This window comes from Streptomyces sp. GQ60, from assembly GCF_059758875.1.
On record NZ_JCAXEG010000035.1, the window covers coordinates 1 to 25,419 of the forward strand.

General features: G+C 69.8%; 22 protein-coding genes and 3 pseudogenes. 11 read left to right on the top strand and 14 right to left on the bottom strand.

Going from position 1 to position 25,419, the window contains the following annotated elements:
* Positions 1 to 297: 297 nt before the first annotated feature.
* A complete protein-coding gene (locus tag AC6CKD_RS36925; RefSeq protein ID WP_498333653.1) occupies positions 298 to 1,179 on the bottom strand; it encodes a helix-turn-helix domain-containing protein in 882 nt (293 codons plus the stop codon).
* 1,917 nt (positions 1,180 to 3,096) lie between these two features.
* Between AC6CKD_RS36925 and AC6CKD_RS36930 the strand changes: the two genes are divergently transcribed.
* A complete protein-coding gene (locus AC6CKD_RS36930) occupies positions 3,097 to 3,429 on the top strand; it encodes a MerR family transcriptional regulator (RefSeq protein WP_498333655.1) in 333 nt (110 codons plus the stop codon).
* Positions 3,430 to 3,733: 304 nt separating this feature from the next.
* Positions 3,734 to 3,963: pseudogene (locus AC6CKD_RS36935) on the top strand (hypothetical protein); the annotation flags it as partial.
* Here the strand turns inward: AC6CKD_RS36935 and AC6CKD_RS36940 are convergent.
* Positions 3,906 to 4,166 carry an FxLYD domain-containing protein gene (locus AC6CKD_RS36940; RefSeq protein ID WP_498333657.1) on the bottom strand — a complete coding sequence of 87 codons (261 nt, stop codon included), beginning with the start codon at positions 4,164 to 4,166 and terminating at the stop codon, positions 3,906 to 3,908. The pseudogene AC6CKD_RS36935 and the gene AC6CKD_RS36940 overlap by 58 nt on opposite strands.
* A gap of 491 nt (positions 4,167 to 4,657) precedes the next feature.
* Here AC6CKD_RS36940 and AC6CKD_RS36945 point away from each other — a divergent pair, with 491 nt between their 5' ends.
* The gene (locus AC6CKD_RS36945) at positions 4,658 to 4,933 is read left to right on the top strand and encodes an isoamylase early set domain-containing protein (RefSeq protein ID WP_498333659.1); all 276 of its coding nucleotides are present in this window, start codon (positions 4,658 to 4,660) and stop codon (positions 4,931 to 4,933) included.
* 658 nt (positions 4,934 to 5,591) lie between these two features.
* Here the strand turns inward: AC6CKD_RS36945 and AC6CKD_RS36950 are convergent.
* Positions 5,592 to 6,014: an STAS domain-containing protein gene (locus AC6CKD_RS36950; RefSeq protein ID WP_498333661.1), complete on the bottom strand. Its 423-nt coding sequence runs from the start codon at positions 6,012 to 6,014 to the stop codon at positions 5,592 to 5,594.
* Positions 6,015 to 6,134: 120 nt separating this feature from the next.
* On the opposite strand from AC6CKD_RS36950, the gene AC6CKD_RS36955 reads away from it, so the two are divergent.
* Entirely contained in the window at positions 6,135 to 6,419 is a 285-nt protein-coding gene (locus AC6CKD_RS36955; protein WP_498333663.1) for a hypothetical protein, read from the top strand.
* A gap of 361 nt (positions 6,420 to 6,780) precedes the next feature.
* Here AC6CKD_RS36955 and AC6CKD_RS36960 read toward each other — a convergent pair whose 3' ends face one another.
* The 5 genes from AC6CKD_RS36960 to AC6CKD_RS36980 all read right to left on the bottom strand — a co-directional run bounded on the left by AC6CKD_RS36960 (position 6,781) and on the right by AC6CKD_RS36980 (position 13,848).
* The gene (locus tag AC6CKD_RS36960; RefSeq protein WP_498333665.1) at positions 6,781 to 8,340 is read right to left on the bottom strand and encodes a mucoidy inhibitor MuiA family protein; all 1,560 of its coding nucleotides are present in this window, start codon (positions 8,338 to 8,340) and stop codon (positions 6,781 to 6,783) included.
* 6 nt (positions 8,341 to 8,346) lie between these two features.
* A complete protein-coding gene (locus AC6CKD_RS36965; RefSeq protein ID WP_498333666.1) occupies positions 8,347 to 10,443 on the bottom strand; it encodes a DUF4139 domain-containing protein in 2,097 nt (698 codons plus the stop codon).
* A 553-nt stretch (positions 10,444 to 10,996) separates the two neighbouring features.
* Entirely contained in the window at positions 10,997 to 11,467 is a 471-nt protein-coding gene (locus AC6CKD_RS36970; protein ID WP_498333668.1) for a hypothetical protein, read from the bottom strand.
* Positions 11,464 to 12,048 (bottom strand): matrixin family metalloprotease, encoded by a 585-nt coding sequence (locus tag AC6CKD_RS36975; RefSeq protein WP_498333670.1) that lies wholly within the window; start codon positions 12,046 to 12,048, stop codon positions 11,464 to 11,466. Before AC6CKD_RS36975 ends, AC6CKD_RS36970 begins: the two co-directional genes overlap by 4 nt.
* Before the next feature lie 972 nt (positions 12,049 to 13,020).
* On the bottom strand, positions 13,021 to 13,848 hold the full coding sequence (locus tag AC6CKD_RS36980; protein WP_498333671.1) for an arylamine N-acetyltransferase family protein: 828 nt from the start codon (positions 13,846 to 13,848) through the stop codon (positions 13,021 to 13,023).
* Between AC6CKD_RS36980 and AC6CKD_RS36985 the strand changes: the two genes are divergently transcribed.
* From AC6CKD_RS36985 to AC6CKD_RS37005, 5 genes and pseudogenes are all read left to right on the top strand, one after another.
* On the top strand, positions 13,847 to 14,137 hold the full coding sequence (locus AC6CKD_RS36985) for a hypothetical protein (RefSeq protein ID WP_498333673.1): 291 nt from the start codon (positions 13,847 to 13,849) through the stop codon (positions 14,135 to 14,137). The genes AC6CKD_RS36980 and AC6CKD_RS36985 overlap by 2 nt on opposite strands.
* Positions 14,138 to 14,443: 306 nt before the next feature.
* Positions 14,444 to 14,542 (top strand): annotated as a pseudogene (locus AC6CKD_RS36990) (IS5/IS1182 family transposase); the annotation flags it as partial.
* A gap of 421 nt (positions 14,543 to 14,963) precedes the next feature.
* Positions 14,964 to 15,056 (top strand): annotated as a pseudogene (locus tag AC6CKD_RS36995) (IS5/IS1182 family transposase); the annotation flags it as partial.
* Between the two features lie 254 nt (positions 15,057 to 15,310).
* Entirely contained in the window at positions 15,311 to 15,493 is a 183-nt protein-coding gene (locus tag AC6CKD_RS37000; protein ID WP_498333675.1) for a hypothetical protein, read from the top strand.
* Positions 15,494 to 15,674: 181 nt separating this feature from the next.
* Positions 15,675 to 15,806: a hypothetical protein gene (locus AC6CKD_RS37005; protein WP_498333677.1), complete on the top strand. Its 132-nt coding sequence runs from the start codon at positions 15,675 to 15,677 to the stop codon at positions 15,804 to 15,806.
* Positions 15,807 to 15,877: 71 nt separating this feature from the next.
* Here the strand turns inward: AC6CKD_RS37005 and AC6CKD_RS37010 are convergent, their stop codons facing one another.
* From AC6CKD_RS37010 to AC6CKD_RS37020, 3 genes are all read right to left on the bottom strand, one after another.
* On the bottom strand, positions 15,878 to 17,101 hold the full coding sequence (locus tag AC6CKD_RS37010; RefSeq protein WP_498333679.1) for a beta-ketoacyl-[acyl-carrier-protein] synthase family protein: 1,224 nt from the start codon (positions 17,099 to 17,101) through the stop codon (positions 15,878 to 15,880).
* Entirely contained in the window at positions 17,091 to 17,369 is a 279-nt protein-coding gene (locus tag AC6CKD_RS37015) for a hypothetical protein (protein ID WP_498333680.1), read from the bottom strand. Before AC6CKD_RS37015 ends, AC6CKD_RS37010 begins: the two co-directional genes overlap by 11 nt.
* Before the next feature lie 1,183 nt (positions 17,370 to 18,552).
* Positions 18,553 to 19,266 carry a TetR/AcrR family transcriptional regulator gene (locus AC6CKD_RS37020; protein ID WP_498333682.1) on the bottom strand — a complete coding sequence of 238 codons (714 nt, stop codon included), beginning with the start codon at positions 19,264 to 19,266 and terminating at the stop codon, positions 18,553 to 18,555.
* A gap of 105 nt (positions 19,267 to 19,371) precedes the next feature.
* On the opposite strand from AC6CKD_RS37020, the gene AC6CKD_RS37025 reads away from it, so the two are divergent.
* Positions 19,372 to 20,211 carry a patatin-like phospholipase family protein gene (locus AC6CKD_RS37025; protein WP_498333684.1) on the top strand — a complete coding sequence of 280 codons (840 nt, stop codon included), beginning with the start codon at positions 19,372 to 19,374 and terminating at the stop codon, positions 20,209 to 20,211.
* Between the two features lie 276 nt (positions 20,212 to 20,487).
* On the opposite strand, the gene AC6CKD_RS37030 is transcribed toward AC6CKD_RS37025, so the two are convergent.
* Together AC6CKD_RS37030 and AC6CKD_RS37035 are read right to left on the bottom strand one after the other, a co-directional pair.
* Positions 20,488 to 20,754 carry a hypothetical protein gene (locus AC6CKD_RS37030; protein ID WP_498333685.1) on the bottom strand — a complete coding sequence of 89 codons (267 nt, stop codon included), beginning with the start codon at positions 20,752 to 20,754 and terminating at the stop codon, positions 20,488 to 20,490.
* Between the two features lie 461 nt (positions 20,755 to 21,215).
* A complete protein-coding gene (locus AC6CKD_RS37035) occupies positions 21,216 to 21,524 on the bottom strand; it encodes a hypothetical protein (RefSeq protein ID WP_498333686.1) in 309 nt (102 codons plus the stop codon).
* Between the two features lie 722 nt (positions 21,525 to 22,246).
* Between AC6CKD_RS37035 and AC6CKD_RS37040 the strand changes: the two genes are divergently transcribed.
* Positions 22,247 to 23,728, top strand: coding sequence for a hypothetical protein (locus tag AC6CKD_RS37040; RefSeq protein ID WP_498333688.1), 1,482 nt, complete (start codon positions 22,247 to 22,249; stop codon positions 23,726 to 23,728).
* A gap of 729 nt (positions 23,729 to 24,457) precedes the next feature.
* Here AC6CKD_RS37040 and AC6CKD_RS37045 read toward each other — a convergent pair.
* On the bottom strand, positions 24,458 to 25,419 hold a 962-nt coding region (locus AC6CKD_RS37045), incomplete at its 5' end, for an IS110 family RNA-guided transposase (RefSeq protein WP_498333690.1).

The window sequence follows — 25,419 nt, forward strand, 5'->3', positions numbered from 1 at the left end:
GCTATTGCCGCCAGAGCGCTCTGGTCACAGGGCCTCGCCCGCGCACGCCCTATCGGCGCGGACTGCGCCCGATAAATGCGGCGGGCGGCAACCCCGCAGCACAATCACAGCGTTCGGCATCGCGTGTGAACGCGAGGGACGGCGTTGACGCCCGAGTTGCGGGCGGTCCGCGATGGTGACGACGCGGCCATACGCACCATGCTGGCCGACTTGGCCGAACTGCCGACGTGGCGGATACCGCCGCCCTGCGCGAGCGGCTGTACGCGACGCAGTGACCTGCAGCCGGTACGGCAGCGGTCACGGCCGGCCCTGCAGCGATCCGGCGGCCAGGAGGTCCTCGGCGGCGCGGGTGATGAAACAGTGGGTGCGCTCCGGGTTCAGGGCCTGCGCCTGGAGGTGGTCGAACATGGCGCTGAAGTGCCGCACGTCGGATCGTTTCTCCAGGTAGAGATCACTGGTGAACCGCTCCAGATACACCGTCCCCGCCTCGGGGGCGTCCGGGAAGCCGAGGATGGAGAACTGTCCCGAGAGGCCCGGGTGGGCACCCACGCTGTGGGGCAGGACCTGCACGGTGATGTGCGGCTGCGCGCCGAGGCGGTTCAGGAACTCAAGCTGTTCGCGCATGATCTGCGGGCTGCCGACGATGCGGCGCAGGGCGGATTCATCCAGCACGACCCATAAGCGGAAGGGCCGGGCCGGGTGGTGGGCCCGGGACTGACGGCGCAGCCGGACCTCATGGCGCACGGCGATCTGCTCGGCCGTGGCCGGAGGGATCGTTTCCGCGATGACCGCGGCCGCGTAGGCGGGAGTCTGCAGCAGGCCGGGGATCACCAGAGGCTCGTAGGAGCGGAGCGAGGAGGCTGCCGTCTCCAGGCCGATGTAGACGGCGTACGGAACCTCCCCGCAGGCGACCCACCATCCCTGCCGGTCCGCTTCCGTGGCCATCCGCATCAACGCGTCGACGACCTGCGGGTCGGTAACTTGATAGAGGGCGCACAGGTCCCGCACATCACGGGGCTTGATGGCACGGCGGCCGTTCTCCAAGTGGCTGATCTTGGGCTGCGAGATCAACAAATGTTCGGCGACCTGCGTACTGGTAAGACCCCGAGCCAGGCGGAGACGGCGCAACTCCGCGCCCAGCCGTCGTCGTCTGACGGTCGGGTTTCCGTTCACCGCCACGGGCGGTCTACCTCCAGCTCGGAACTGTCCACCAGCCACGGCAAAGGCCGCGGCCGCGGCCGGGCCCGGGCGAGGGACTTCCCGCGCCGTGATGATCAATGGACCCTGCTGGCGAGTGTCATGGCGTGCGGACGCAGACGCGTGCGCAGCCCGAGCAGGGTTCACCCGGATGCCACGGCCTTTCACCTATCTGCCGGAAAGGTTGCTCGCAGCTGCCGCCGTCGATGCCGGACGGCTTGTGAGGACTCCGGTGGCCGATCCGTCGGAGCGGACACGCCTCGAGCCGTTCTGGTCGGGGCGGATAGATGACCAGGCGGGCAGGCATGACTCCCAGCCCGTCGGGACTGCGCATGCGCGCACGTTGTGGCCGGCCCCGTACGGGGCATCGGAGTGCGGCCCCCGTCGCGGCCCTGATGGCCGAGGCCGCACTCCGTACGTCGAAAGCTACCGGGTACCGAATCGAGCACGAGAGCCGTTTCCGCTGGCCGGGCAGGTGACTGCGGAGGATCCGGATCGTTGTGCCGAACCTCGCTGGGTGGGCTGCGCGAGCGGTGTGGAGGAAGGGAGGCGGTCCTGGCCTCCGGGGAGGCCAGGACCAGGGGGCGAGAACGGCTCGGGATCGGTCTCGCGGGTGATGCGCCCGTTTCAACGATGCCGGCTGGTTGCGGCAATGCCGCCAGGCGGGGGATGCGCTGTTCCAGGGCGCGTACGGTTTTGCAGCTGTCGGGGGTGGCGGCAACGTGGGTGGCGAGGGCGAGGTGGTTGACCATGGGCCAGCCAAAGCCGCCGGTGCCGCTGTTCAGGTCGGGCGTACGAATCCGCGGAGTCCGGGCTGTCCGGGTGTGCGCTCAGGTCAGGGCGTAGGTGCCGCCGCCGTGGCGCAGGGTGTGGGTGACGAGCTCCGAGACGACCAGGACCACGGTGTCGGCGGCGTCGGGTGCACGAGGAGGTCGAGGAAGTCCTGGGTTCTCTCGCGTGCGCCGGCGACGCAGGCCGTGGATCGGGTGCTTGCGACCGGAGGCGACCGACTGAAGTCCGTCGCTGTTCGAGGTCGATTACCTCACTGTCGAACGCTCGGAAATCTATGTCGGCCAGAGTAGACATTAGGCGGTGGTGTGGCTATGGTTTCTCTCGTAACACAGAGAGACCGCAGGGCCTGGCAGGGACGAACTGCCGGGCAGCAGTACCCGTAGTGCGGGTGGTTGCAGTTCAGCGGTGCGGTCGTGGAGTGTCGAAGCCGAGCTTGTGCAGGATGGCGACGGGACTGGCGACCGGACTGGGTGGCCTGCAGTGTTCAGGGGCCGCTGTGAGTAGTACCGCGGTAGACGCAGTTGGCAGTGCCCGCAAGTGCAGTTCGCAGTACCAGCAGGTCAGGTAGTTCGCAGTGCCAGTCGTTGAGAGAGAAGTACCCGCGGTAGCAGTACCCAGCAGTGAAGTCAGTGAGTGGTACCTCGGTGAAGGCGTCGGCTGCGGGCGCGCGTGCCGGGAGGTTCGGCAGTGGGGTTCTAAGCCAGAGCAGACGCAGGATGGGCGACGGGGCTGGCTGCCGGAAGCGTGGCGCTCGGTTAGGCCGCGAACAGTTCGCAGTACGGCAGTAGGCATCACCAGCAGTACGCATTCCCCCGCATAGGTAGTTGATCACCGAGGGATGAACGGAGGAGCCGAGCGCCATCAGGATCGCCCGGACGGAGTGTTGAGTCCGGGTACCGCAGGACATCGTTTGTGAGGTGGTCTCCGGTCAGGCAACCGCGATCCCCGCACCCCCGACAGCTTCACAGTCGGAAGTGTGGACACAGTAGGCCGGCGCAGTTCCAGGGCCGGCAGATGGTGTAGTCAGTTCCTTCGGGGCCCTGGTGCCATAGGCACCAGGGCCCCTCCGTACGCTCCACCCCTCAGTACGTTCATGAGAGAGGTGCGATGACAGCAGACGACTCGTTCGGTCGTCTCGATGACGATGACTTCCCCGCCTACACCATGGGCCGGGCCGCCGAGATGCTCGGCACCACCCAAGGCTTCCTCCGCGCCGTCGGCGAGGCCCGCCTGATCACTCCGCTGCGCTCCGCCGGCGGCCACCGCCGCTACTCCCGTTACCAGCTGCGGATCGCTGCGCGTGCCCGGGAGCTCGTCGACCAGGGCACCCCGGTCGAGGCCGCGTGTCGGATCGTCATCCTGGAAGACCAGCTCGAGGAAGCGCAGCGCCTCAACGCCGAGTACCGCACCGCAGCCGCGGGCCCCAAGGCCGCGGCCTGAGACGGGTGTAGCCGCCTTTATGCCCATGCAATGAGTGGACGTCGGTACGGTGTCGCCGGACAGCTCATCCGGCCCAGCATCGGCGGACGGAGGGGGTGGACATCATCATGGCAGGCGTGTCGCATCGCGGCACGATTCCCCGACGAGGGTTACGAGGCCTCGTGCGTGCTGCCGGCGGGGCACCCGGGCATCGTGCACAAGGATCCTGTGATCGGCAGCTGGGACGAGGACGAGATTTACGGCGCCCCTCCTGCGTAAGGCCGGTTTCCTGTCGGGCTGCGCCGACAACTCGGCGCGGTCCCACGGCGGCAACCGGCAGCTCAAGCGCGCCTTGTTCCTCTCCGCGTTCGCCGCCCTGCACGACGGGCCTCCCGCACCTCTTACGACTGCCAACGCGCCAGCGGAAAGACTCACACCCAGGCTCTCCTCCGCCTCGCCCGCAGACGCATCGACGTCATCCATGCCATGCGGGCGACTCAGGAGGCGTATCGGTTGACGTCGGTGATGCGGCAGGTGATCTTGACCGTCATCTGATCCAGGCTCTGGGCCGTCACCGCCGACTGCTGCCCCGGCGCCAGGTCGTTCGTGCTGGCGTACGCCTCGCTCAACCGCTTGCCGGTCGCGTCGACGAACTCAACATGCACCCCGTAGTCACTGGCCTTACTGGACCGATTGGTGATCAGCAGGTCCGCATGGGGCCAGTTCGTGGAATCCACCTCGCATGCCGTGATCTTCACATCGCCCCTAGGTCCGTTCTGTTCCTGAGGCAGTCCCGAAGGTGGCGTGATCGCGGACTGCTGTGCAGGGCTGGACGGGGCTCTGCGCTCCGGCTCCCTGTCCCCGTTTACGTCAATGAGCAGGCCTGCGATCACCAACACCACGACCAGGACGATCGCACCCAGACACGAGCATCCGATGATCTTCCCGGCGTTGCGTTTACGTGGAGGAGGCGGCCCCCACTGCGGCGGATAGCCGCCCGGTGGTGACCCCTGACCCCAGCCGGGTGGCGGTTCCCCATTCGACATGCGTCCAGCGTCCGCCCGGACGGCGCCGAACGCATCCGGACAGTTCCGCGCGAAGGGATCAGGATCCTTAGGCATCGCTCTGACCTCATGGAGTGCCGGGCGGGTGAAGCCGCTACACCGGGCGGCCGCGTGCGAGTGCCTGCCTGCGCTCGCGATTGCAGGATGAGTCGAAACAGTCACCCTGTCTGCAGGAGTTCTTTGCCATGCTCGAACGCAAGCAGCTCAAGGACCGTGCTCAGGTCACCTTCGTCCTTCCCGCCGACATCCCGCCCGGTCCGGTCAGCGTCGTTGGTGACTTCAACGAGTGGAAGCCCGGCGCCCACACCCTTGAGCCCCGCAAGGACGGCGCCCGTGCTGTCACCGTCGCTCTGCCGGTCAAGAGCGTGCACTGCTTCCGCTACCTGGCGGCGGGTGACTACTGGTTCGACGAGGACCACGCCGACGGACACGACGGCACCAACAGCCTCCTGCACACCTGATCCCACATCCCCGGCGGCGGACCCATCCCGAGCGGTCCGCCCCCGGCCCACACCTCACCGGCCAGGGCGGGGCACACCCTCTGATGGCCCTCGGCTCATCACGTGCAGCGGCACCCAGCAGATGGTGGTGACGCGAAGAAGTGACCGAGCTCGTGGTCGGAGTGCTGACGTTCGCTGGTGCCGGGGTTTTTCATGGTGTCCGCCGTGTGCGCCCGCGGCTGCTGGGACCATCGGCGGATAGATGTGCGCGTTGAACCGTGGTGAGGTCTCGCCTCGTGCCGGCACCGCGGGGAGCAGACGATGCCGCCCGTCGGCGGACCTGTTCCCGTTGAAGGTCGTCTTCTGCGGGGTTTGCCGGGCCACTACGGGACACTGGTGGAGCGCGGACATCCAGCGCCGAGGGGGAGTTCCTGTCGGTGACCTGGCACGCCTCTGCCTGCCCGCACCACGCAGCCGATCTCATCCTCGCCGAGGACGACTGAAGGCACTGCCGAGTGCTTGGCGGCAGCCAAAGATTGATCCGGCCGCGCCACGGACCGGGGCGTGAGCTCACAGCGTTCAGAGCCCCACGGCCGGCAGCGATGACGACCCTGCTGTTGGGCGCGGTACTGCATCACACGCCAGAGGGGGCAGCCCTCCCTTGCCGGATTGCGGGCCCTCACTCACCAGGCACGGTAGAAAGGCTCGGCGTTTGGACACCGAAGTCCGCGCGGTGCCGCGCCTCTTGTGCGCGTTGCTCGATCAGTCGGCGGAAGCCCGCCAGTGCGTACCGCTCCCCGGTAGCCGAACCGGGCCCGCGGATCCCGGCGACCTGGGCCATGAGCTGCTGGGGCTGAGGCTGCCAGCCGATGACCAGGACCCGCAGGCCAAGGCACTCCGCGCGCCGGTGCAGTTCCAGGATGTGGAGCAGACCGTCGGAGTCCATGGACGCCACCCCGTGTAGATCGACCATGAGATCCCGCGCGTCGACGGCGACGCCGTCCAGCGCCTGCTGAAGCACCGTCCCCGCCTCCTCATCGAGGGCACCGCCGACACTGACCAGGACAGAGCCGCCACAGTGCTGAACCTGAGTGGTGATCATCCGTTCTCCTTCCCCCGAGGCACACAAGGCCACGCGAGGCCTCCATCCTGACCCGGCGCGCACCGACGCCAGTGCGAGACGCGCTGAACCCCGGCCGCGGACTGCTGGCCGGATCGAGGGGTGCACCGCAGCGCGGTCGAAGCGTTGGCTGGACGAGCGCACTCCGTCCGCAAGTTGGTCGGGGATGGCTACGGATCAAGAAGGCCGGCAGTTACATCGGATCGTGCGGAGTACCGGCCTTGCCAGTCCGGGCTCAAGATCGCATCGAGCCGCCGCAATGCGCTGTGGGTCGTCATAGGCGGCTTTTTGCTGCTGGTGGCGGTGCTCTACCTGATTGCGCTCACCAACAGCCCCAGCGGTGGCGAGCCGTGCCCGGTCGCCAAGGTCTGTAATTTCGTCCGTTGATTTGCCGAACCGGCCAAGCGAACCCGACCAGGTTGTCGGGCCCCCTCCATGACCTCGGTGTCCCGGCCCGACGAGCACGCACCTCCGCCATTCGGCACCTCGTTCTCCAGGCCACCGCGCCGGTCATCGCCACGGCCCTCGGCTATCACTACGAAACCGCCACCCGGCTCCTCACCGAGGCCAGTGGCACCTGGAGCCGATACGCCCCCGGTGACCACGAGCGGTGAAACGTGAGCACTCATGCTGAGTCGGTTGAGCCTGTCGGCGCACACGTGAATGTGCTCAGCCACGTACGGATGCAGCCTGACCCAGAGCCTGTCCCTCGCCGCCTTCGGGCGTGAGCGCCGCCCGGCTGCGGGACTCAGAGCCCGGTGACCTTGGAGCTGCCCGACAGCTCGTAGACCAGGGTGACCGTACGGTGGCTGCTGGGCGGGAGGGTGACGTCCCAGCGGGCAATGCCCTCGGCGTCCACCTCGTCGGGCGCAGGGGAGCAGGCTTCCTTGCGCAGGCGCACCTCCACCGCCGAGACCTCGGAGACCGGGATTCGCTCCCGGAGGGCGACCACCCGGTTGCCCTGGTCCCCGGGGCCGCTGAACCGGGACAGGTGCAGGCGGACCGTACGGGTGACGACGGTGCGCTGGGTGATTCCGGTGGAGTCGCGCGACTCTTCTGCCTGCCGGACCACCCGGTGGTCGTCACAGCTGCCGAAGGCGAGCTCGACGCCCGCGCCGGGGGCGGCGAAGCCGAGCGTGCCGCGGCCGCCGAACCCGCTGTCTCGGACCAAGTCCACGGGCCCGGCGAGCAGTGCGTGCCCGGCCAGGTTGTCGAACTGCACCACCCGGGTGACCAGGGGAGACAGCTCCGGCGAGCAGGCGTACTCGCTGCGCGCGGCCGTGGTGAAGGCGGACAGCGGCACGCGGTGGGCGCGGCCGTCACCGGGCACGGAGACCGGCGCCGGGGCCCGCAACACCCGCGCCTCGCCGCCGTCGTCCACCCCCGGCAGGCCGAGCACCGAAGCCGGGCCGAGGGTACCGATCTCCTCCTCGCGCAGCTCGACGTCGACCGTGCGGCGCTCCGCCGCGGAGCGGTCCGTGAGCGTCAGCCGGTCCTCGCTGAGCCGCGGCGGATCGGTGGCGAGCGCGGAGCGGGCCGTCGACAGCGTCAGCCGCACGTCCGTCCAGTCCTCGCCGGTGCGCTGCCACACCATAGCGTCGGTCTCCAGCGTCAGCGCGTCCCCGTCGAGCACGGCCCGGTAGGCAGGCCGCCACAGCGCACACGGGGTGAGGTGGCTCAGGCGCAACCCGACCGGCCCGGCGGCCATGCTCTCCACGGTGAGCTCGATGTGGGCGACGAGCTCGGCGGGTTCGCTCCCGGCCACGTACACCGCATGCTCCGCCTCCCCGAGCTCCTCTTCGAGGGCGTCCAACCGGGCTTCCACGGTGCGAAGTTGCTCCCCGTACTCCTCGCGTTCGGCGTCCACCCGGTCCAGTTCACGGGCCCAGCGCGGTCCGTCGGCCTCCCCCGAGCCGGCCCCCTCGCCGATCTCCCGCAGCAGGTCGGTGGCGAGGCGGCCGAGCAGGTCGAGGCGGGCGCGCAGCCGCTCGCGCCGCTGCTGCAGGGCCAGTTGCTCCTCTCCGAGGGTGTGGATGCGGTGGTTCAAGGCGGAGTCGTCTGCGGACGGGAGCGGTCCGCGCGGGGTCCAGCTGCGGACGATCCGTACGTCGAGCACGGTCGCCGGATGGCCGGCGGCCAGCTCCGCGTGGAGGGTGCGGTCGACGGCCAGCGCGCTGACGGGCCCGAGACGCAGGCGCCGGACCCCCGCCTCCAGGTCGAGGACGACGGAGCGCTCGACCTGGGCGCGGTCCTCCAGACAGGTGACGGCGGTGACGGGGAGGGCGATCGGCTTCGGGGCCGTGGTCATGGTGCGTCAGCTCCTGCGGTTGCCGCCGGTGAGGGCCTTGCCGGCCGGGATGCGGATCTCGTAGCCGCCCTCGAGCACGGCGGTGCCGCCGACGGGCAGATCCACCCGCCAGACGCGGGTGCCGGGGGCGTGGCGATCGGGCCCCACGCCGTCCTCGGGTGCCGTCCAGTCGGCCCGTTCCTCGATCCGGATGTCCGTTTCGGAGGTGACGGGCACCCGCTCGCGGACCTCTACGGTGACGGGCCGCGGGAGTTGGCTGGCCAGCTGTACGTGGACGCGGTGATCCAGGACGGTGACGTTGTTGCGCAGCCCCGCGGTGGACTCGTGCAGGTTCATGCGCCTGGTGACCCGGATTCCCTCGGCCTGTCCGAGCCCGACCCGGCAGACGCCGCCAGGAGCGAGCGTGGGCAGTGCGGCGGTCAGCAGGAAGTCGTCGTCGACGGAGACCTCGACCGGGCCGGCCAGGAGGGCCTGGCCGGTGGCGTTGGAGAGCACCAGCGTCGCGTACACGGCCTGCTCCACGGACGGCGTGCAGAGGTACTCGGTGTGCAGTCCGACCGGGATCTCGCCCACGGTGACGGTGTGCCAGGTGCCGTCGGACGGGATGTCGGCGCGCGCTGCGGCATCGAAGCGGTGGTCGAAGGAACCGGCCGACTGGCGGGGCCGCACGGCGTGGCCGGGCAGCGGCAGCCCGGCCACCGATTCGGCGCGGCGTCGGTGCTCGGCCGCCACGGCGTCGTCCGCAGAGGCCGGGAACAGCCGCCCCCTGCGACCGCCCTGCTCGTCGGGGCCGCACAGGCCGAGAGCGACGTAGTCGAGTTCGGCGCCGCTCGGCTGCGGCGGACCGGCCACCGGTGCGGGCTGCGGCGCCACGGGTGCGGCTCCGCCGGGAGCCGCGGGGGCCAGGGGGGCCCGGTCCGGGGCCGGGGCGGCGAGGGGCCTGCCGCCGGCTCCCGGCCTGCCCGTACGTGCCCGGGCCGACTGCGCGAAGGCGGGCATCGCGCCGCCGAAGGGCTCCGGGGCGCCTCCGAAGGGTGCGCCCCCGGCGCTGCCCGGCGCGCGGAGCGCGGGGGGCGGCCCACCGTAGGCCTGCGGTGCGGGCGGCGGTGTCGGCGGTGGCGGAACGGGCCCGGACACGGCCACGGCAGCCCCGGGTCCGGGGTTCGCGGCGGGGCGGGGGCCCGCCGCGTCGTACCCGGCAAACAGGTCGGTGAGTCCCGCCGGGGGCTCGCGCCAGCCGGACGGCGCCGGGGCGGCCTGCCGCCGTCCGATCCGGACGGAGCGGAGCTTCGGCAGCTCGGTGCCCCGTCGCAGGTCGGCCGTGGCCAGGGCGACAGACACACCGGTCCAGTCCTCGCCGGTGCGCTGGGCGACCGAGGCCCGCAGCACCAGTCGGCCGTCGGCGTCGCCCTGACGGTGAGTGAGGCGGTACGTCGGCACCCAGACGGCGCCCGGCACCCCGTACTCCAGCTCCAGCTCGACGTCCGCATCGGTGTTGGCGTCGGCGTCGATGCTCAGGACTGCCGAGACGGTGGTCTCCACATGCACGGACGGTGCGTCGCTCGAGGCGCGGGCGAGCCGGTCCGCGGCGACGTCGAGCTCGTGGTCGGCACGGCGCAGCGCCTCCTCGGCCTCGACGAGGCGGGCGTGCAGTCCCGTCAGCCGCTCGTCCACGAAGTCGGCGAGCTCCAGCCACGCATCGGCCGCGGTGCGGGGGGAGGGATCGCCCCGACGGGTGGACGGCGGTACCGGGCGCAGCCCTGCGACCTCGGCGATCATGCCCAGCAGGCGGTCCCGGCCGCCCTGCGCGGCCGAGCGTTCGTCGCGCAGCCGGGTGACTTCGCGGTGCAACCGGCCGGGGTCGGACGTGCCGCGCGGTTCGGCCTCGACCTCCACGCGTGCCTCGCTGACGCGTACCCCCGGGGCGCCCAGGACGCGGGCCCGCAGCGAGCCCGGGTCCATGGAGCGGGGCAGCCCCGTCACCCGCACCCTGCCGTCCGGCGGCAGGAGGCCCCGGGCCAGGCGGCGGCAGAGTGCTCCCCGTTCGTACACCACCACAGAATCGAGGGTCGACCCCCACCTCTGCGCTGTCTCGTCTCTCATGTGCTCCGCCCCCGTCCGTGCTGAGCGAAGCCTACGCCCGACGGCAACTGCCGTGCGAGCGGCCGGGCTCGCCGCCCGTGCCGGCTCCCTCAGCCGGGCAGGCGGCGCAGCGCCTCCCGGCGGGTGAGGGGGCGACGCGGGTGCCGTGCCGGTCCAGCCAGTCCGTGACGAGGTCCGGCTCGCGGGTGGAGGTCTCGCGCAGACCTCCGGCCGTGGCTACGGCCGGAGGTTATCCGGCCCAGCCGGCCGCACCAACCAGGCTGCTCGTGATCGCGTCGCCTCCCTTCGACCCGCGGTCGCCCTTGGACTTCGACACGATCGCCCCGCCGCCTTCCTCTTCGTGCCCCGGCCCGCACGCCCGGAACGCGACGCGGGCCGCCACCGTGCCGATCACGACCTGACGGGCGGCCGTCGCCAGGTGCTCCGGCGCGACTGAACCGGGTCTCTCGCACCGCGTGCGTAACGGTCCGCCTCTGCGGCCAGTAGGCGTACGCGGATACCCCGGCGGCACAGAGAACGGCAACGGACGCCACACCGGCGGCGATCGCGCGGTTCACGATCCGGCAGCGGTCTTCCACTGGCTTACGGTCGCCGAGTCGGCAGGCGTGACCGGCCCTCCGTACAACTGGGCGTGCCCGTCCTCGGGAAGCGTCCATGCGTTCGTCGCGAACAGGTATGACCCGCCCACCGTGAACTTCGTGGTGCCGTAGACGTCGATGGCCTGCGTCACGGTTGCTTCCCCCCGCAGGGCCCCCTTGATCGGCTCCTTCACCCGCACCCGGTAGGTGTTGGAGTCGATGTCGGAGAGCGTACGGACACCGGTGTCCTCCACGACCTCGCCGACGAACACGTTCTGCGCCTCGGGGACGACCTTCTTCGGGTCGGTCACGGCGTAGGAGTACAACGACTCCTGCCCGACCGGCTGCATCGCCCGGTAGGAGTGCCATCCGTACCAGCCCCCCAAGGCGAGGAGGACAGCGGCGGCCGCGCCGCTGACGGCAGCGGTGGTCTTGTTCATGCTCAACCCGACAGGGAGTGATAGTCGGCGCGGTCTTTCACCGTCGGCGCGTTGATGTTGTCGGCGTCGAGATCGTTGTGGTTCGCCCACAGCAGCGAGTAGTCGTGCAGCGACTTGTGGCATAGCCCCAGCGCATGCCCGAGCTCGTGGGCGGCCACGTGGCGCCGGTGGTAGTCGGTGCCGCTCCTACCGCCGTTGTCGAGCGTGAACCGGTTGAAGTAGATGTTGTCCGCGCCCGTGTGCGGAGCCCACTGCGCATCGCGCTGCTTCCAGTCACCGTCGGAGCGCTTCACGTCCCGCCATTGCAGATCAGCGATGTCCGAGGCCCCATCCGCCTTGAGCTTGACCTGTCCCATCCCGTTGGTGGTCCACTGCTTGTTCGCGTAGGCGACGGCGTCCTTGAATACCGTCTCGTCGTCTTCCCACGCGATCGCCCCGTTGTCAACGGAGGACCGCCCCCGGGAGTCGCTACCCGAAGGCGTGCACGAGGCCGCCGCAACCCCCGGCGCGGCGGTGGCCGGGTGCGGTATGGCCAAGAGCACCACGGCAGCGGTGGCAGCGGCGAACCCTAACGATCGGTTGGTCATGGCCGGGGAGCGTAGCGCCGACGGTGATCATCCCGCGCCCCGCTCCTCGTGTGGGTGATCGGATCACCGGCGAGGCGTTCGGCAAGCGCGCACCGAGCCGCACCGACTCCGCGGCAGGTGCTGCACAGCACCGCGCCGGCGTACATGTCTACGCCCGTCTGTGTGGGCGGGTGGCGACGGCAACAGCGGCAACCTCACCGGTGGCCCGAGCGGTGCTTTCAGCATTCCTGGCCGGCCCGGGGGACGGTTGTGCCGGAGGGTGACTAAACCGTTGCCTGCGAGGAGCTGGGCAAGCCCGAGGAGACGCTGGGCAAGCCCGTCTGGGGGAGGGGCTTGCCCAGGGCCGGCGACCCGGGCGGATCAGCGCCGGTGGCGCCAGTACTGGTGGGCCTTGAGGACTACGGGGCTATCCATGAGGCATCCGACGCCGTGATCACACCAGCCACACCAAGATCATCCCACCCGTGACTGGCAGTTCATGAACAGCCTTGTGCCGACCGTAGAGTGCGGTCATGGATGAGCTCCCCTGGTTCGGAGTGCGAAGAGGGGTGGATTCGCATGATCGTCGCAACGGTCCACTTTTCACCCGTCGCCGACAGAGTGCACCGGCCGAATCAACCGCACTGGTATGGGCTCGGTCTTCTGGTCTCGTTCCTACTTCGCGGGGTCCTGCGGCGGAGCGCCACTAAACCGTGATCCGTCAGTACACGAGGGCCGGCAGCGCCCTATCTGACCGTCACGGCAGAGGCGCAGAGCACTCCAGCGCTCCGCGCCTCCGGCCTTAGGATGCGTTTCCCTCCCCAGCTAAAGCAGGGGTTACCCACGCAAGATCAGGGATGGCGAGCGAGCCCTGCCCGCGGACTACGCGCCCTGGCGTACCGGTCGAAGTGTCACGCCCACATCTCAACGGGCCGGCCACTCGGCCCACCCGCGTGGAAGGGGCCCCTGAGTAGACCGATGCGGCCGATCGGCTCAAAGCCGAGGATGGAGCGGAACGGGCAGGCGGTCGAGCACGATGCCGAACTCGGCACGGTAGACGGCCCGTACTTCCTCATCAGTCGCCAGTTCCTCCTCCGTACGGTCGCCGCCCGCCGAGGTGGTGATGAAGGTGTGGCTCCGCAAGGTGTTCCGGCCTCCGTCCTCGGTGAGACGGGAGCAGACCGGGCCCTTGGTGAAGCCGGACTCCGGGCTGGTGCGGTGCCACCAGGCGCCGGTCAGGAAGTCGGCGAGCGCGCGGGGACGGGTCTCCAGCCGGTATGCCGGCACGCCGTCGCGCAGCACCTCGAGGTCGCCGCCACCACTGCCCACCTCGTCGTCCGTGCCGTGCGCCTCGTCCCCGGCCGGCCGGACGAGGAAGACTCCGCCCGGATCCTTCTGCTCACCCGGCTCGTCCAGGTCGAGGGGGTGTGCGCTGTGGTCGCCGAAACCCACGTCCGCTAGCCAGCGCCCGTCGACGCGTAGCGCCAGGTGGTCGTACGGAACACCCAACGCACCGTCCTTGCCGTACACCCGAGCCTGGAGAAGTTCTACCCGGTGGCCGAGGGCGCCCAGCAACTCGGCGAATCCAGCATTCAATTCGTAGCAGATGCCGCCTCGCCCGGCGGTCACGATCTTGTCGAAGACGGCGTCCCGGGTGAGCACGAGGTCCTCGCCGAGGTGGATCGACAGGTTCTCGAACGGCACGGTGTGCAGGTGGCGCAGGTGCAGCTCGCGCAGCGAGGCGGCCGTTGGCCGGGCGGGGCGCGCTGTTCCCAGGCGTCGCAGGTAGGCGTTGGTGCGTGCGGGGTCGAGAGGTTCCATGGAAGCCACTCTTCCGACCGTCTGCCCGCCGCGCCATGCGCCATTGGACCTAGGCCAATTCCACTTTGCGCTACCCGCCGCCGGGCTGCGCCTGACGATGACCTCGGGCGTGGTCAACTTCAGGATCGCCGCGACCACCACCGTCGCGCCCGACCTGACCGAGTATGCCGGCGGCGTGGCGATCTGCGGGCTGTTCGGCTCCACGGTGAAGTCCGCACCCGCACCTACGTCGCGTCGCTCGGTTTCCAGTGCGGAGGGAACGTGCCGCAGGCGGTTCTGGACCACCTGAACGACAATCGCCGCCACTACAGCCGGGCCGTGTGGGCGAACGCAGACGAGTTGATGCTCAGCCGCATCCTCGCCAACTACTCCTACACCCCGGCGGGCTCGAATGCCGCGCCGGTCCTGCTCGGCACGACGGGGTCGTGACACACCGTCTTGCCGAAGCTGAGCCGGTACAGCGCGGGGCCGCCACCACCTGGTGGGGCCCCGCGCTGCGTCTGTGCTGGCATCCCGGCGACGGGTATGGGTTTTCCCGTACTTGATCTTTGGGAGGATCGGGGCAGGGCCGGTTGGCCGTTGGCGGGTGGGGGTCCTGCTGGTCGCCGCATTCTGGCGGGCCAACCTCCGCTGCGGCAGTTGGTGCCGCTGTCCGAAGTGTCGAAGTCGGCTACCGACCGCATCGTCGACCGCAACGCCCCGGCGATGGCGCCGCAGCATCGAATCGGTGGTGGCGACCAGCGCGGCGGCGGCCAGGTTTGCGGGGCAGCTCGGTGATCAGTGCCACGAGGGCGTGTTGCTGGCGCAGTTGGGAGAGCAATCGCCGGCTGCCACGGTCAAGATGATCCCGAGGACGATGAGAGCCAGGACGATCCAAGCTACATGGGCGAAGTCCTTGCCAACTGAAAGTTTTGGAGCGCTGCTCTGCGGGACCTCATGGTGGCTCTCGGGCTTGCCACTGGGTCCGTCGTGTCCCTCTGCCGCCATCGTGTCATCCCCCGTCGCGGTGTGTCCTCTCATGGCACGACGCCAGATCTCGTCCGTCAAGGCCTGCGGCGGGTTGCTATAGAGAAGAGCCGCGCCGGCTTGACGGTTCGTCACGGATGGGGAGGGAGTGGACGCTGCGCTCTGGCCGGTTCAAGGGCGACGGCGTCCACCATGCCATGCTCGGCATCGCCCGCCTCCGCAACCTTCTCCAGGCCGCATAGCCCGACCCGGTAGCGCCCTGTTCGAGGAGGAATCAGCCCTGTCACGTGGGGGGCTTGAGTAGCGCCGCGAACGACTCCCGTACCGAACCAGTGAATATCCCAGTCAGGCCGTATCTTTCGAGGGATTCATCCCAATCTCGGGAGCTGGGCTTATGCCCCTCTTCGCCCTTCAGTGAAATTGTTGCAACCCCGCAGGAGCAGGCCATGGCTTCATCATCGACCGGGCTGGCTGTTGCGGTCTACGGTCCCGGGACATGGGCCAGCACCTCTCCCGGATGCTCGTCCGCCGCGGCGAGCGAATTGTCTGCGCGATCACCCGAAGGGGCTCGGCCAAGGTAGGCCGCGACCTGGGCGAACTCGTCGGCCTCCCGGCGCTGGGCGTCGTCGTCACCGACCGCGCCGAGGAACCGCTGCGCTACCGGCGCAGCCCCCTGTAGCCGTATGCACCGCGCGGGGCGTACGCGGCGACGGCGCCGGCTCCCGGACCCGTCCTTGAGTACGCCTTGGCCTGCTGGAAGCATCGGTGGGTAAGAGGTGAGATCTCTCTCCCGTGCCGCCACCGCAGGAGCAACGATGGAACCGAGGACACCATCCCGCCCTTCGGCCAACCTGTTCCCCGTGAAGGTCGTCTCCTGTCACAGCAGACCGGGGCTGCCCGCGCTCGGCCCGCTGATCGAGTTCCTCACCCGCGAAGTCGAGAAGGCGGCCAAGGACCTCGGCGTGACCGTCACGGCCACCTGCCACCGTTGAGCTTCGTTGCCCCGAGACGAAGTCCCTGACCGTACTGCCAGCCCCGCACCGCGCATCACCTGCGGCACGCGCTATGGGCTGCTGAGCAGCAGGACCGCGTTCTGCCCGCCGAAACCGAAGGCACAGCTGAAGGCCGTGCTGTTGGTGACCGGACGAGGCGGTCCAGTCACGATGTCCAGCATGTGCTTACTGTCCTGCTGATGGAAGTTCGCGATAGGCGGGACCATGCCGTGGCGTAGCGCGAGGACCGTGTACGCCGCCTGGATCGCGCCCGCAGCCCCCAGGGAGTGTCCGATCACCCCCTTGGACGCCGTGACCGGAGGCGTGGTGTCGCCGAAGACGCGCGCCAGTGCTGCGGCTTCGGCCTCGTCGCCGAGCGGGGTGGAGGTGGCGTGCGCCTGTACGTGCCCGATGTCGTGAGGGCTGCACCCTGCGTCCCGGAGGGCAGCCACGATAGCGCGGTAGGCGCCGTCGCCCTGTGGATGCGGGGCCACGGGATGGTAGGCATCAGACCCCGCACCGTAACCGCGCAGCAGGGCCAGCACTTCGACCTGCCGCGCGCGTGCGTCGGCGGCGCGTTCCAATACGAGGACAGCAGCGCCCTCACCGAGAACGAATCCGTTCCGAGCCGCGTCGAACGGCCTGCTGGCCAGCTCGGGTTCGTCGCGGTTCGTAGACAGCGCGCGCATCCGGGTGAAGCAGGTGGCCGTCATCCGAGACCGGCCCGATTCACTGCCGCCCGCGAGCACGATGTCGCAGGTTCCCGACCGCAGCAGATCGCGAGCCACTCCGATCGCGGTCGCCCCCGAGGCGCAGGCGCTCGCGGTGGTGAAGTTGGGGCCCTGGGCGCCGAGGTCCATGGCGACCTCAGCGGCAGCCATGCTCGGCACGCTGCGCGGCAGCGCGCGTGGCGACACGCGCACCGGTCGGTCCGCGCCGAGATGGCCGAACTCGGTGATGTATGTGCTCAGGCAGTTCGATCCGACGCCGAGCACGACCCCGACCCGTTCGCCGAGGCCGACGTTCGTGGGCAGACCGGCGTCGATGACTGCCCGGCGGGCGGCGAGGAGCGCGAACTGGATGAACCGTCCCAGCCGCCGGGCCAGCGGCGGGCCGAGCTCCGCCGCAGCGTCCAGGCCGGTCACCTGACAGGAGATGTCGACGGGTAGGCCGACGAGTTCGGGGTCCCGGGCGGCCAGCGACCGGCCGCGGCACAGGGCCGCCCAGTTCTCCTCAGGCGTGTGCCCGGCCGGGGTGACGAGCCCGAGCCCGGTCACGGCGACGTCAGCAGACATCGGCGAGGGCGCGGGCGGCGTCGGCGAGGGTGGCAGACGGGGCCAGGTCCATTGCCTCTTCCGAGGGAGCCGTCACAAACCGCTCCTCCGCCGCCACGACCAGTCCGGGCCGCCCAATGGGCCGTCGTAGTCGTGTGCCGCGTCTCCACGGCACGTACTGGTGCACGAACCAGTCGCGGGCGGTGGCCAGGTGCTGATCGACGAGTCGCTCTACCGCGGGCTCCCACTCCCACAGGACGCGCTCCGCCTCGGCAACTGCCCCGGTCATCCGCCTGTTCCCTTCTCCATATGCAGAGACATGCCTGTCCGCAGTCTGCAAACGCATACGGCGAGAACCAGAAACGTTCACTCACCCGTTTGATGTACTGGCGCCAGCACAGCCCGGTGTGCACGCGGACCGGGGCCGCCCGCTTCTGATCCCGCGCTCGACCATCGACGCGGGCGGCTCCCTCGGCAGCCGCCTCGATGCGGCGAGGGCCTCGCGCTTCTCGGCCGTGGCAAGGGCCTGCTCGGCCCGGCCGAGTTCGCCGGGCAAGTAGGTTTGTGGCTGGCAACCGACACCACCGTCAACGCGTCTCGTTGCACCCCATGCTTGACCACTTCCACGATCCCGGCCTCCGTCCTGCACTGTCGCTCAGCACAGGATCGACCCGCGGCCTCACACAGCTGGTGAACTGGGAAAACGGCGCCCGCGGCGTACCGGCACCGGAGCCGACGTCCCCGCCTGCGCGCACCGCCGAGGCCCGCGATCCATGGGCGCCGCCGCCCGCTCCCGCTCCATCCCCTGCGGCCGGACCCGGCCGCGGCGCCCTCCCCGGTGGTGATTTGTGAGGGCGCGCGCCGATACCGGTCCAGCTGCCGGAAGACCTCGGCCTCCCTGCCAACCTCGACCTTCGTGTCCGGGACGAGGCCCTGGAGTAGCTCGGTGTCCGCCCGCCCGACCACGCCTGCGAGCCCACGGCCCCGACGGACCGGTTCTTCCTCCGCTCCGACTGCACCCACATGCCCCCTGCGCGATGTGATCGGAAGCCCCCGCCGGGACGCCGCCCTCGGTCCGCCGAGCGGAAGGCCCACCGCGGCCCGGGTCCCTGCCGCTTCCGGTGCTGCCGCGCCGCCGGCCCGGGACGAGCTGGCCTCGCGCATGGGCAGCTTTGGCGACCCGCGAGTCGCGCCTCCGGCGGGGCCGGTACCCCACCCGCCCCGGCTCCCACCCCCGCGCCCGCTCCCACCTCCGCGCCTTCTGCTGCGCCGGTGCGAGAGGCCGCCGACCCGTGCGTGCCGCCCGCGCGTACGGACGCGAAGCGCTCCTGGGGCCCGCTGACGGAGGTCCTGGCCGTGCCCAAGGCATGGACCTCGGCGGCCGAACGAAGGCGCTGGAGCAGCTCGGCGTCAACAGCTCGCGCACGCCGCGATCGTCGGCGCGTGTTCGGCGTGTGCGTAGTGAAGGGGTTTCACGACCGATGGGCGTGGTCGGTTCGGGGAGGAGTGGCTCGTGCGCGGTGGGGGCCCAGGTCGCCCAGGACGGTGCCGAGTTCCTCTGCCGTGAGGGCGGGGGTGGGCAGGGTGGTGGCCGGTGCGCCCGGGGTTCGCAGGCTGTCCAGGAGGAGCGTCAGGTAGCGGTGCCAGGCTCGGGGCGCGGTGTCGGTGAGGGCGGGGACGGCCCGGCCGAGCGCGGCGAGTGAGAACAGCAGGTCTTCGGTGGTGACGTCCTGGCGCATCGTGCCCTGCCGCTGGGCGCGCCCGATCAGCCGGTCGAGGGTCTCGCGGTTGTGCGCATGTACGGCGTCCAGGGAGCGGACCCCTTCGACGCCGGTGGTCATCAGGTCGTTGGTACCCCGGTCGGCAGCCAGCGAGGCGAAGACGACAGCGAGGTACTCGGTGAGAGCCTGCCAGGCGTCCTGGGCGCCTCGTGCCACGTCCCCGGCGGTCATGGTGTCGGCCAGTGCGCCGTGGAAGACCTCCTGGACGAGGTCGGCCCGGGTGGGGAAGTGGCGGTAGAGGGTGGCGTTGCCGACCCCGGCCCGGCGGGCGATTTCGTCCAGCGGGGCGTCCAGGCCCTGGGCGGCGAAGGTCACGCGGGCCGCGTCGACCAGCAGTTCGCGGTTGCGCCGCGCGTCGCGCCGTAGCGGCATAGGCCGCTTGGGTCGTTCAGGTCCGATCGTCATGTCCACTCCCCATCAGTACCGGGGACGAGTCCCCGGTACTGATGTTATCGTCTCCACGTAACGGGGGATGGTCCCCGTTTCAATCGGCTAAGGAACGGTATGGATATGGCCGATCGGGCTCTCGTACTGGGTGGCGGCGGCATCCTCGGCGGCGCGTGGGCGATCGGGATGCTCGCCGGACTTGCCGAGGCGGGCATCGATTTCGCGCGCGCCGACACGGTCATCGGCACCTCCGCGGGCTCGATCATCGGGGCGCGGCTCGCATCGGGAGTGAGCGCCGAGGAGTTGTACGAGGGCCAGCTCGACGGCGCCCCGGTCATCGATGTCAAGGTCACGGCGGGCCAGACCACACGCTTCCTGTGGGCCGCGCTCGGCTCGCGGGACCCCCGGCGCTCGGTCCAGCGCCTCGGCAGGGCTGCCCTCTCCTCCCGTACGGTCCCCGAGTCCGCGGTCTTCGCGGCGGTCGGCTGCCTACTCGAAGGGGCCGACGCCTGGCCGAGGTCGAACCTGCGCCTGGCCGCCGTCGACGCGCGGACCGGCGACCTGGAGGTCTTCGACGCCGCTTCGGGGGCAACCCTGGCCGAGGCGGTCGCGGCGAGCTGCGCGGTGCCGGTGGTCTGGCCGCCGGTAGAGGTAGCCGGGCGGCGCTGGATGGACGGCGGCAGTCGCTCGACGGCCAACATCCACCTTGCCCACGGACACCGTCGGATCATTGCCCTGGCCCCGATACCCAAGGCCGTCGGACCGCACCCGCACGCCTTTACCCAGGGAGCCGCACTGGAGGCGGCCGGCGCGCGAGTGGCTGTCCTGACCCCCGACCGCACGGCACGCAAGGCCCTCGGCCGAAACATGCTCGACCACACCCGCCGCGCCGCCGCCGCCCGCGCGGGCCGCGCACAGGCGGCGACATGGGCGCCGACGGTGGCGGGAGTCTGGGCCACATGACCGGCCTCTCTAAGTAGCGGTAAATCTGGGCGCCCGCCGCTACGGCTTCGACATCGAGCACCGGGTCCAGTGGGAGGTGGAGGCACTGGAGCCGGGCGAACTCCCGCGCCTGGTCCTCGCCGCCGTCGACTCGACCGCGACGTCCTCGCGCAGCAGATTGCCCGCGAGGAACAGCAGCGCCGCGCCCTGGAGGAGTTCGCCGGTCGGGGGGGTGCGAGGAACGAGGGTCCGTCGTAGGCCGAGCCCGTGCGGTGTCCGTGGCTCCGGCCCGGAGGGTCAGCGGCGTCCGACGGTGCCGCGGACGAGGGCGTAGGGAGTCACGCAGAAGGCGCCGAGGATGGTGGCGACGATCATGGTGAGGAACAGCCAGTAGGCGAAGCCGTGGCCGTGGGAGGAGGCGAGGAGCCACCCTAGGTGAGGGTGGCGAGGATGCCGGTGAGGGCGAGTCCGGCCGCCCATGTAGTCCGTGAGCTGAGGAACCGAGATGAAGGCCAATAAGCCCATGTAGGCGACGCCGAGGACGACGGCGCGGATCGTGATCACGCGGGTGGCGCGGGTGCTGATTGGGTGTTCGCGGCGTCGGTCATGACGCGGTGGACTCCTTCTCCTACGGCGGGCAGGGCGGTCGGCTCCGCTCCGGTATAGCCCCTCCGGGCCACAGGGGTGCGTGCTTCCCGGCAAGTCACCCCCAGCCGCGTACGAACGCGCCACCCGAAGCGGTGACGATCACGCCACCGCTGCAACGCACCCGCCCGGCTGTGCAACACCGGCGCTGCAACACACCTGCGCGTTGCAGCCCTGACCTGCATAAACGCGGCCCAACAGCCGTCAAGGGGCCTGCGTTGCAGTCCGTGTTGCACCAACACCCGGTGCCGGAGGACAAGACGAAGGCCCCGGGGGTCACGATGTCCCGGGGCCTCCACTTCGCTGACCTCCGGCTCAACGACGGGCGAGGTGGCCTGTCACGCCCAGTCCACGCCCAGCTTCGCGAGCGAGACCCAGGGTTAGCTGTTCCAGCCGGCGTCGAGGACGGTGTTCCGTGTCTGTGAGTGGCAGGAGAGAGCTTCGGTCAGTCCGTAGGTGGAGCGCTGCGGGTCGCTGGCGCGTTCGATCAGGAGACGGCCGATGGGTGCGTCGTCGATGGTGACCATGTGCTCCAGGTCGCTTGCGCTGCACACCGTGACCGGAACGGAAGTGCTTGGCTGCTGAGCGCGTTGGAACGGGGCGTTGGTGATGTGGAACGGTTCCATGGTCACGATCAGCCCATGGATGGGACGGTTCGCCGGGATCGAAGCAAAGTACTCGGGGCTCATGGAATGCCGCTCTTTCTCGATACCGGATGGCACGGTGTGTGGTGGGTCCCTTGACGGGTCACCCCGGCCATCGTGGGGATCTTGGGTTCCCGCGGTGGGATGCCTCGCGACAGGGTCGGCGGGTCGGCTCAGTGGTGCAGCCCTGATGGGTCCATACGCGATGCGGACGCCGCGCAGCGTTCACACACTTTGCTGTCACTGATCAACCTTCGCCGGGACAGGACAGTCGCGCCGCACCGTCCGGCGCCGTCCACCAGGCCGTGACGCCTCGTGCTGGTCAGTAGCTGACGCAGGGGGCCGATGCGAGCGAGGGAGGTCCGCGGTGGTGTTGCGGCCCCTGGTCGAGCCGATGCTGGCGCAGGCCGCCAAAGCGGTGCCGCTGCCCGGCGTGCTGCGGGATCCGGCGTACAGGAAGAGATGGTCGATTCACGCGCCGATGCGGCGGCTCCATCGACAGGCCGCAGGCCCTGGTCGAGTACGGCCGGTTGCCTAGGACTTCCTTCCCGTTCGTTCCCTCACTCCGCGCCTGCCCACCCTGGTTGCCCGGATACGGGTGAACCGCCACGCACGGCACCGTGACAGCAATGGCGTGCCGGCCCACCAACAGGCGCAATCACGCAGTCGCTGACGAGGGGTGACAAGACGACCATCATCCTGGACATGACAGCAGGCCTGCTGGCATGATCACGGGCTTCCCCCCTCCCCGTGATTAAAGGTCAGTAATGACGACATCTCATACGCTCCCACGCATACCCTCACGTACGGCCTCTCGTACACCCTTCTTCCGGCGGACCAGTTGGGTCGCCGCGCTCGCCGCGGCAGTCCTCTCGGTACCCGCACTCGGCGCCCCCGCGCAAGCGGCTCCCGGCGACCCGGCGACCGCGTCCTCCTTCAACCTCAAGTCCGGGCCGGATCTGAGCGGCCAGGTGGCCGACCTGAAGGCGGCCCTTCCGGTACAGGGCGTCCAGGATCTGCTCGACCAGGGCAACCGGGTTGCGAAAACCGGCGCTTCCTGCACCACGGACCCCTTCGGCGCCGGCGACAACGGCACCGTGCTGGCTCCCGCCAGGAAGTTCTGCTGGGACGCGGGCGACTCCGACACCGAGGAATGGATACCGCAGGGCATCACCGGTGTTTCGGACGCCCAGGCCGACGAACTCTGGGGCACCCGGAAGCCGTTGGTCACCGCCTGGTACGACAAGGCCGGCAGCGGCCTCTGCTCGTCGGACCCCGGCACCTGCTACGACAAGGGCGTGCGGCTGTCGTTCCTCGACCCGGAATCCGCGATACCGGGCAACCCCGAGGGCCGGCGGTACCGTCACGTCCTGCTGGTCGAGCCGTACTACAACTCGTACGGCAACGCCTCCTACAAGGCGGTCGACGTTCACGCCGGCGGCATCGCCTGGTACAAGTACTACCTGTACGTCACGGACACCATGAAGGGCCTGCGGGTCTTCGACATGCGTTCCCTTCTGGACCTCAACCCGGACCAGGACGCCTCGGTGGACGACACCACGCTCAACGGCCTGAAGAGCAACGTCAGGGACGAAACGAAGATCGGCCGGCAGAGCAGCGTCTACTACGGCCACACGTACCGCTATGTGATGCCGCAGGTTGCCTCGTACCAGTTCGTCAGCGCCCAGGGCAACTCGTCCGCGCCGACCTGCGTCGCGACCGGAGCCCCCAAGGCGTCCTACATCTCGATCGACCGCAGCGCCTCCGCCGCTCCGGCGCTGATCATGGGCGAGTACTGCAACTCCGACGCGACGCACGCCGAGAAGGGGCGGGTCGGGGCACTCCCGATCGACGACACCACCGGGCTCCTCAAGGCGGCCAACGGCCTGGTCGGCGCGACGAGCGCGTACTACCTGCCGCGCGACCTCACCCAGGGCGCGGCCCGTTACAACGGCATGTACTACTTCAACCGCAGCTGGGAGAACAACAGCGGCAGCCTGCGGCGGGCCAACGTCTCCGGCGGGCGCCTGGTGGACTACGGCGGCAACATCACCAACGCGGCCGGGCCCGAGGACCTGTCCTTCGAGCACGCCCAGAGCGTCCTTCCCGCGGGGACGGGCACCCAGTACCTCTGGTCGCAGACCGAGCACCGCATGAACACCGCGGACCCGACCTGCACCGACACCGGCTCTCCCTGCGGCAGGGTGGTCTACGCACACCGCGTGAGCGACATCCTGAGCAGGCCGTAGCCCCCGACCCTCGCAGGACAGCCCCCGGCGTGACGCCAGGGGCTGGCCAGATAACGTGCGGGCCCCGGCCTCCCTCCCGCAGAGGGAGGCCGGGGCCTGTTTTCGGCGTGGGGTTGTGCCGCCGACGGCCCGCCCCTTATCCAGTGAAAGGCGGGATGGGCTCGGCTTCGCCGTAAGCGTCGGAGAGGACTCCGGCGAGGGTGTCTGCGATGTCCATCCGCAAGTCCTCGTGTTGTGGCCCGAGGCGGTGTTCCAGGGCGGTCCGCTCCTCTCCGTAGCGCCACACGGGGCCGTGGAGGAGTTTCCGCAACGATGCGAGGGCCGTCCGTGGTCATGGTGCGCGGCGGTAGTGATCATGGCTGTCATGAGATGACAAAGCTGCTGTCGGGGGACGCCCATCGCGAGGATGGCCGGCTGCCATGGGCGTGCCTGTTTACAGGTGCTGTCATGTCTGGCGTTTGTGCTGGTCGTTTTGGTGGAGATCGGGTTGGCGTGGGCCCGGATGTGATGGGGTGTGTGCGAGTAAGCGGGCCTCGTGGCTGCTACCGCTAAGCCACCCTCACCGACCGGCGGCCCCACCCCGCTCCCACCTGAAGGCCTCGCCGCGCTCCACGCGCGCGTCGTCGAAACCGTCCAGGCAGGCGGCGCCGCCGAAGTCCCCTACCCCTAACGGAACACCCCACTGCATCCCGGGAGCCCGGGGACAGGGGGGTGCCCCTATGGGTTTGGTCAAGGTGATGGGGCGGGTTGGGGTTCGTAGAAGGTGCCGTCTCGGAGCATGGCGAAGAGGACGTCGGCTCGTCGTCTTGCGAGGCAGAGGAGGGCTTGGGTGTGGTGTTTGCCCTGGGCGATCTTCTTGTCGTAGTAGGCCCGGGATACGGGGTCGGCCAGAGCGGCGAAGGCGGAGAGGAAGAAGGCCCGCTTGAGCCGCTTGTTTCCTCTCCGGGATGGCTGTTCGCCGCGGATCGAGGACCCTGAGCTGCGGGTCGCGGGGGCCAGGCCGGCATAGGCGGCAAGGTGGGCGGCGGACGGGAAGCTGGATCCGTCGCCGACGTCGATGAGGATGCGGGCTCCGGTCCTGACGCCGATCCCCGGCATGGACGCCAGGACCTTGGAAAGAGGGTGGTTCTCCAGCAGTTCCTCGATTCGGGTGGTGAGGAGTTTGCGCTGGTCAAGCACTGCTTGGAGCGAGCCGGCGAGACTTGGGACGATCAATGCGGCCGCGTCCGTGCCGGGGACGACGACGGTCTGTTCGTCCAGCGCGGTGAAGATCTCCTCGATCAGCCGCTCGGCCATCCGCGGCGCCTTGGGACGTATCAGCGTCACGAGCCGGCGGCGTCCGGCCTTGCGGATCTGGGCCGGGGAACCGAACTGGTCGAGGAGCTTGAGCACAGCCGGATGCTGCACTCGCGGGCCCAGGACCCGTTCCAGAGAGGGATGAATCTGCGTCAGCAGGCCCCGCAGCCGGTTGCTGATCCGGGTTGCTTCACCGGCCAGATCGTCGTCGAACCCGACGATCATCTCCCGCTCGGCGACGGTCTCGTCCTCGAGATCAACCGAACGGAGCGTGTGGGGCATGACCCGGGCAGCGTCCGCAATGACGAATGCGTCGCGGGCATCGGTCTTGGCCTCACCTGGATAGAGATCGGCGATCCGCCTCATCGTCAGGCCCGGCAGATAGGCGACCAAAA

Excerpts from the sequence above, each read along its gene's own strand:
- AC6CKD_RS36930 (WP_498333655.1), top strand. The coding sequence starts at position 3,097 with ATGACAGCAGACGACTCGTTCGGTCGTCTCGATGACGATGACTTCCCC.
- AC6CKD_RS36945 (WP_498333659.1), top strand. The coding sequence starts at position 4,658 with ATGCTCGAACGCAAGCAGCTCAAGGACCGTGCTCAGGTCACCTTCGTC.
- AC6CKD_RS36950 (WP_498333661.1), bottom strand. The coding sequence starts at position 6,014 with ATGATCACCACTCAGGTTCAGCACTGTGGCGGCTCTGTCCTGGTCAGT.
- AC6CKD_RS36960 (WP_498333665.1), bottom strand. The coding sequence starts at position 8,340 with ATGACCACGGCCCCGAAGCCGATCGCCCTCCCCGTCACCGCCGTCACC.
- AC6CKD_RS36965 (WP_498333666.1), bottom strand. The coding sequence starts at position 10,443 with ATGAGAGACGAGACAGCGCAGAGGTGGGGGTCGACCCTCGATTCTGTG.
- AC6CKD_RS36975 (WP_498333670.1), bottom strand. The coding sequence starts at position 12,048 with ATGACCAACCGATCGTTAGGGTTCGCCGCTGCCACCGCTGCCGTGGTG.
- AC6CKD_RS36985 (WP_498333673.1), top strand. The coding sequence starts at position 13,847 with ATGGAAGCCACTCTTCCGACCGTCTGCCCGCCGCGCCATGCGCCATTG.
- AC6CKD_RS36980 (WP_498333671.1), bottom strand. The coding sequence starts at position 13,848 with ATGGAACCTCTCGACCCCGCACGCACCAACGCCTACCTGCGACGCCTG.
- AC6CKD_RS37000 (WP_498333675.1), top strand. The coding sequence starts at position 15,311 with ATGGGCCAGCACCTCTCCCGGATGCTCGTCCGCCGCGGCGAGCGAATT.
- AC6CKD_RS37010 (WP_498333679.1), bottom strand. The coding sequence starts at position 17,101 with ATGTCTGCTGACGTCGCCGTGACCGGGCTCGGGCTCGTCACCCCGGCC.
- AC6CKD_RS37015 (WP_498333680.1), bottom strand. The coding sequence starts at position 17,369 with ATGACCGGGGCAGTTGCCGAGGCGGAGCGCGTCCTGTGGGAGTGGGAG.
- AC6CKD_RS37020 (WP_498333682.1), bottom strand. The coding sequence starts at position 19,266 with ATGACGATCGGACCTGAACGACCCAAGCGGCCTATGCCGCTACGGCGC.
- AC6CKD_RS37025 (WP_498333684.1), top strand. The coding sequence starts at position 19,372 with ATGGCCGATCGGGCTCTCGTACTGGGTGGCGGCGGCATCCTCGGCGGC.
- AC6CKD_RS37035 (WP_498333686.1), bottom strand. The coding sequence starts at position 21,524 with ATGAGCCCCGAGTACTTTGCTTCGATCCCGGCGAACCGTCCCATCCAT.
- AC6CKD_RS37040 (WP_498333688.1), top strand. The coding sequence starts at position 22,247 with ATGACGACATCTCATACGCTCCCACGCATACCCTCACGTACGGCCTCT.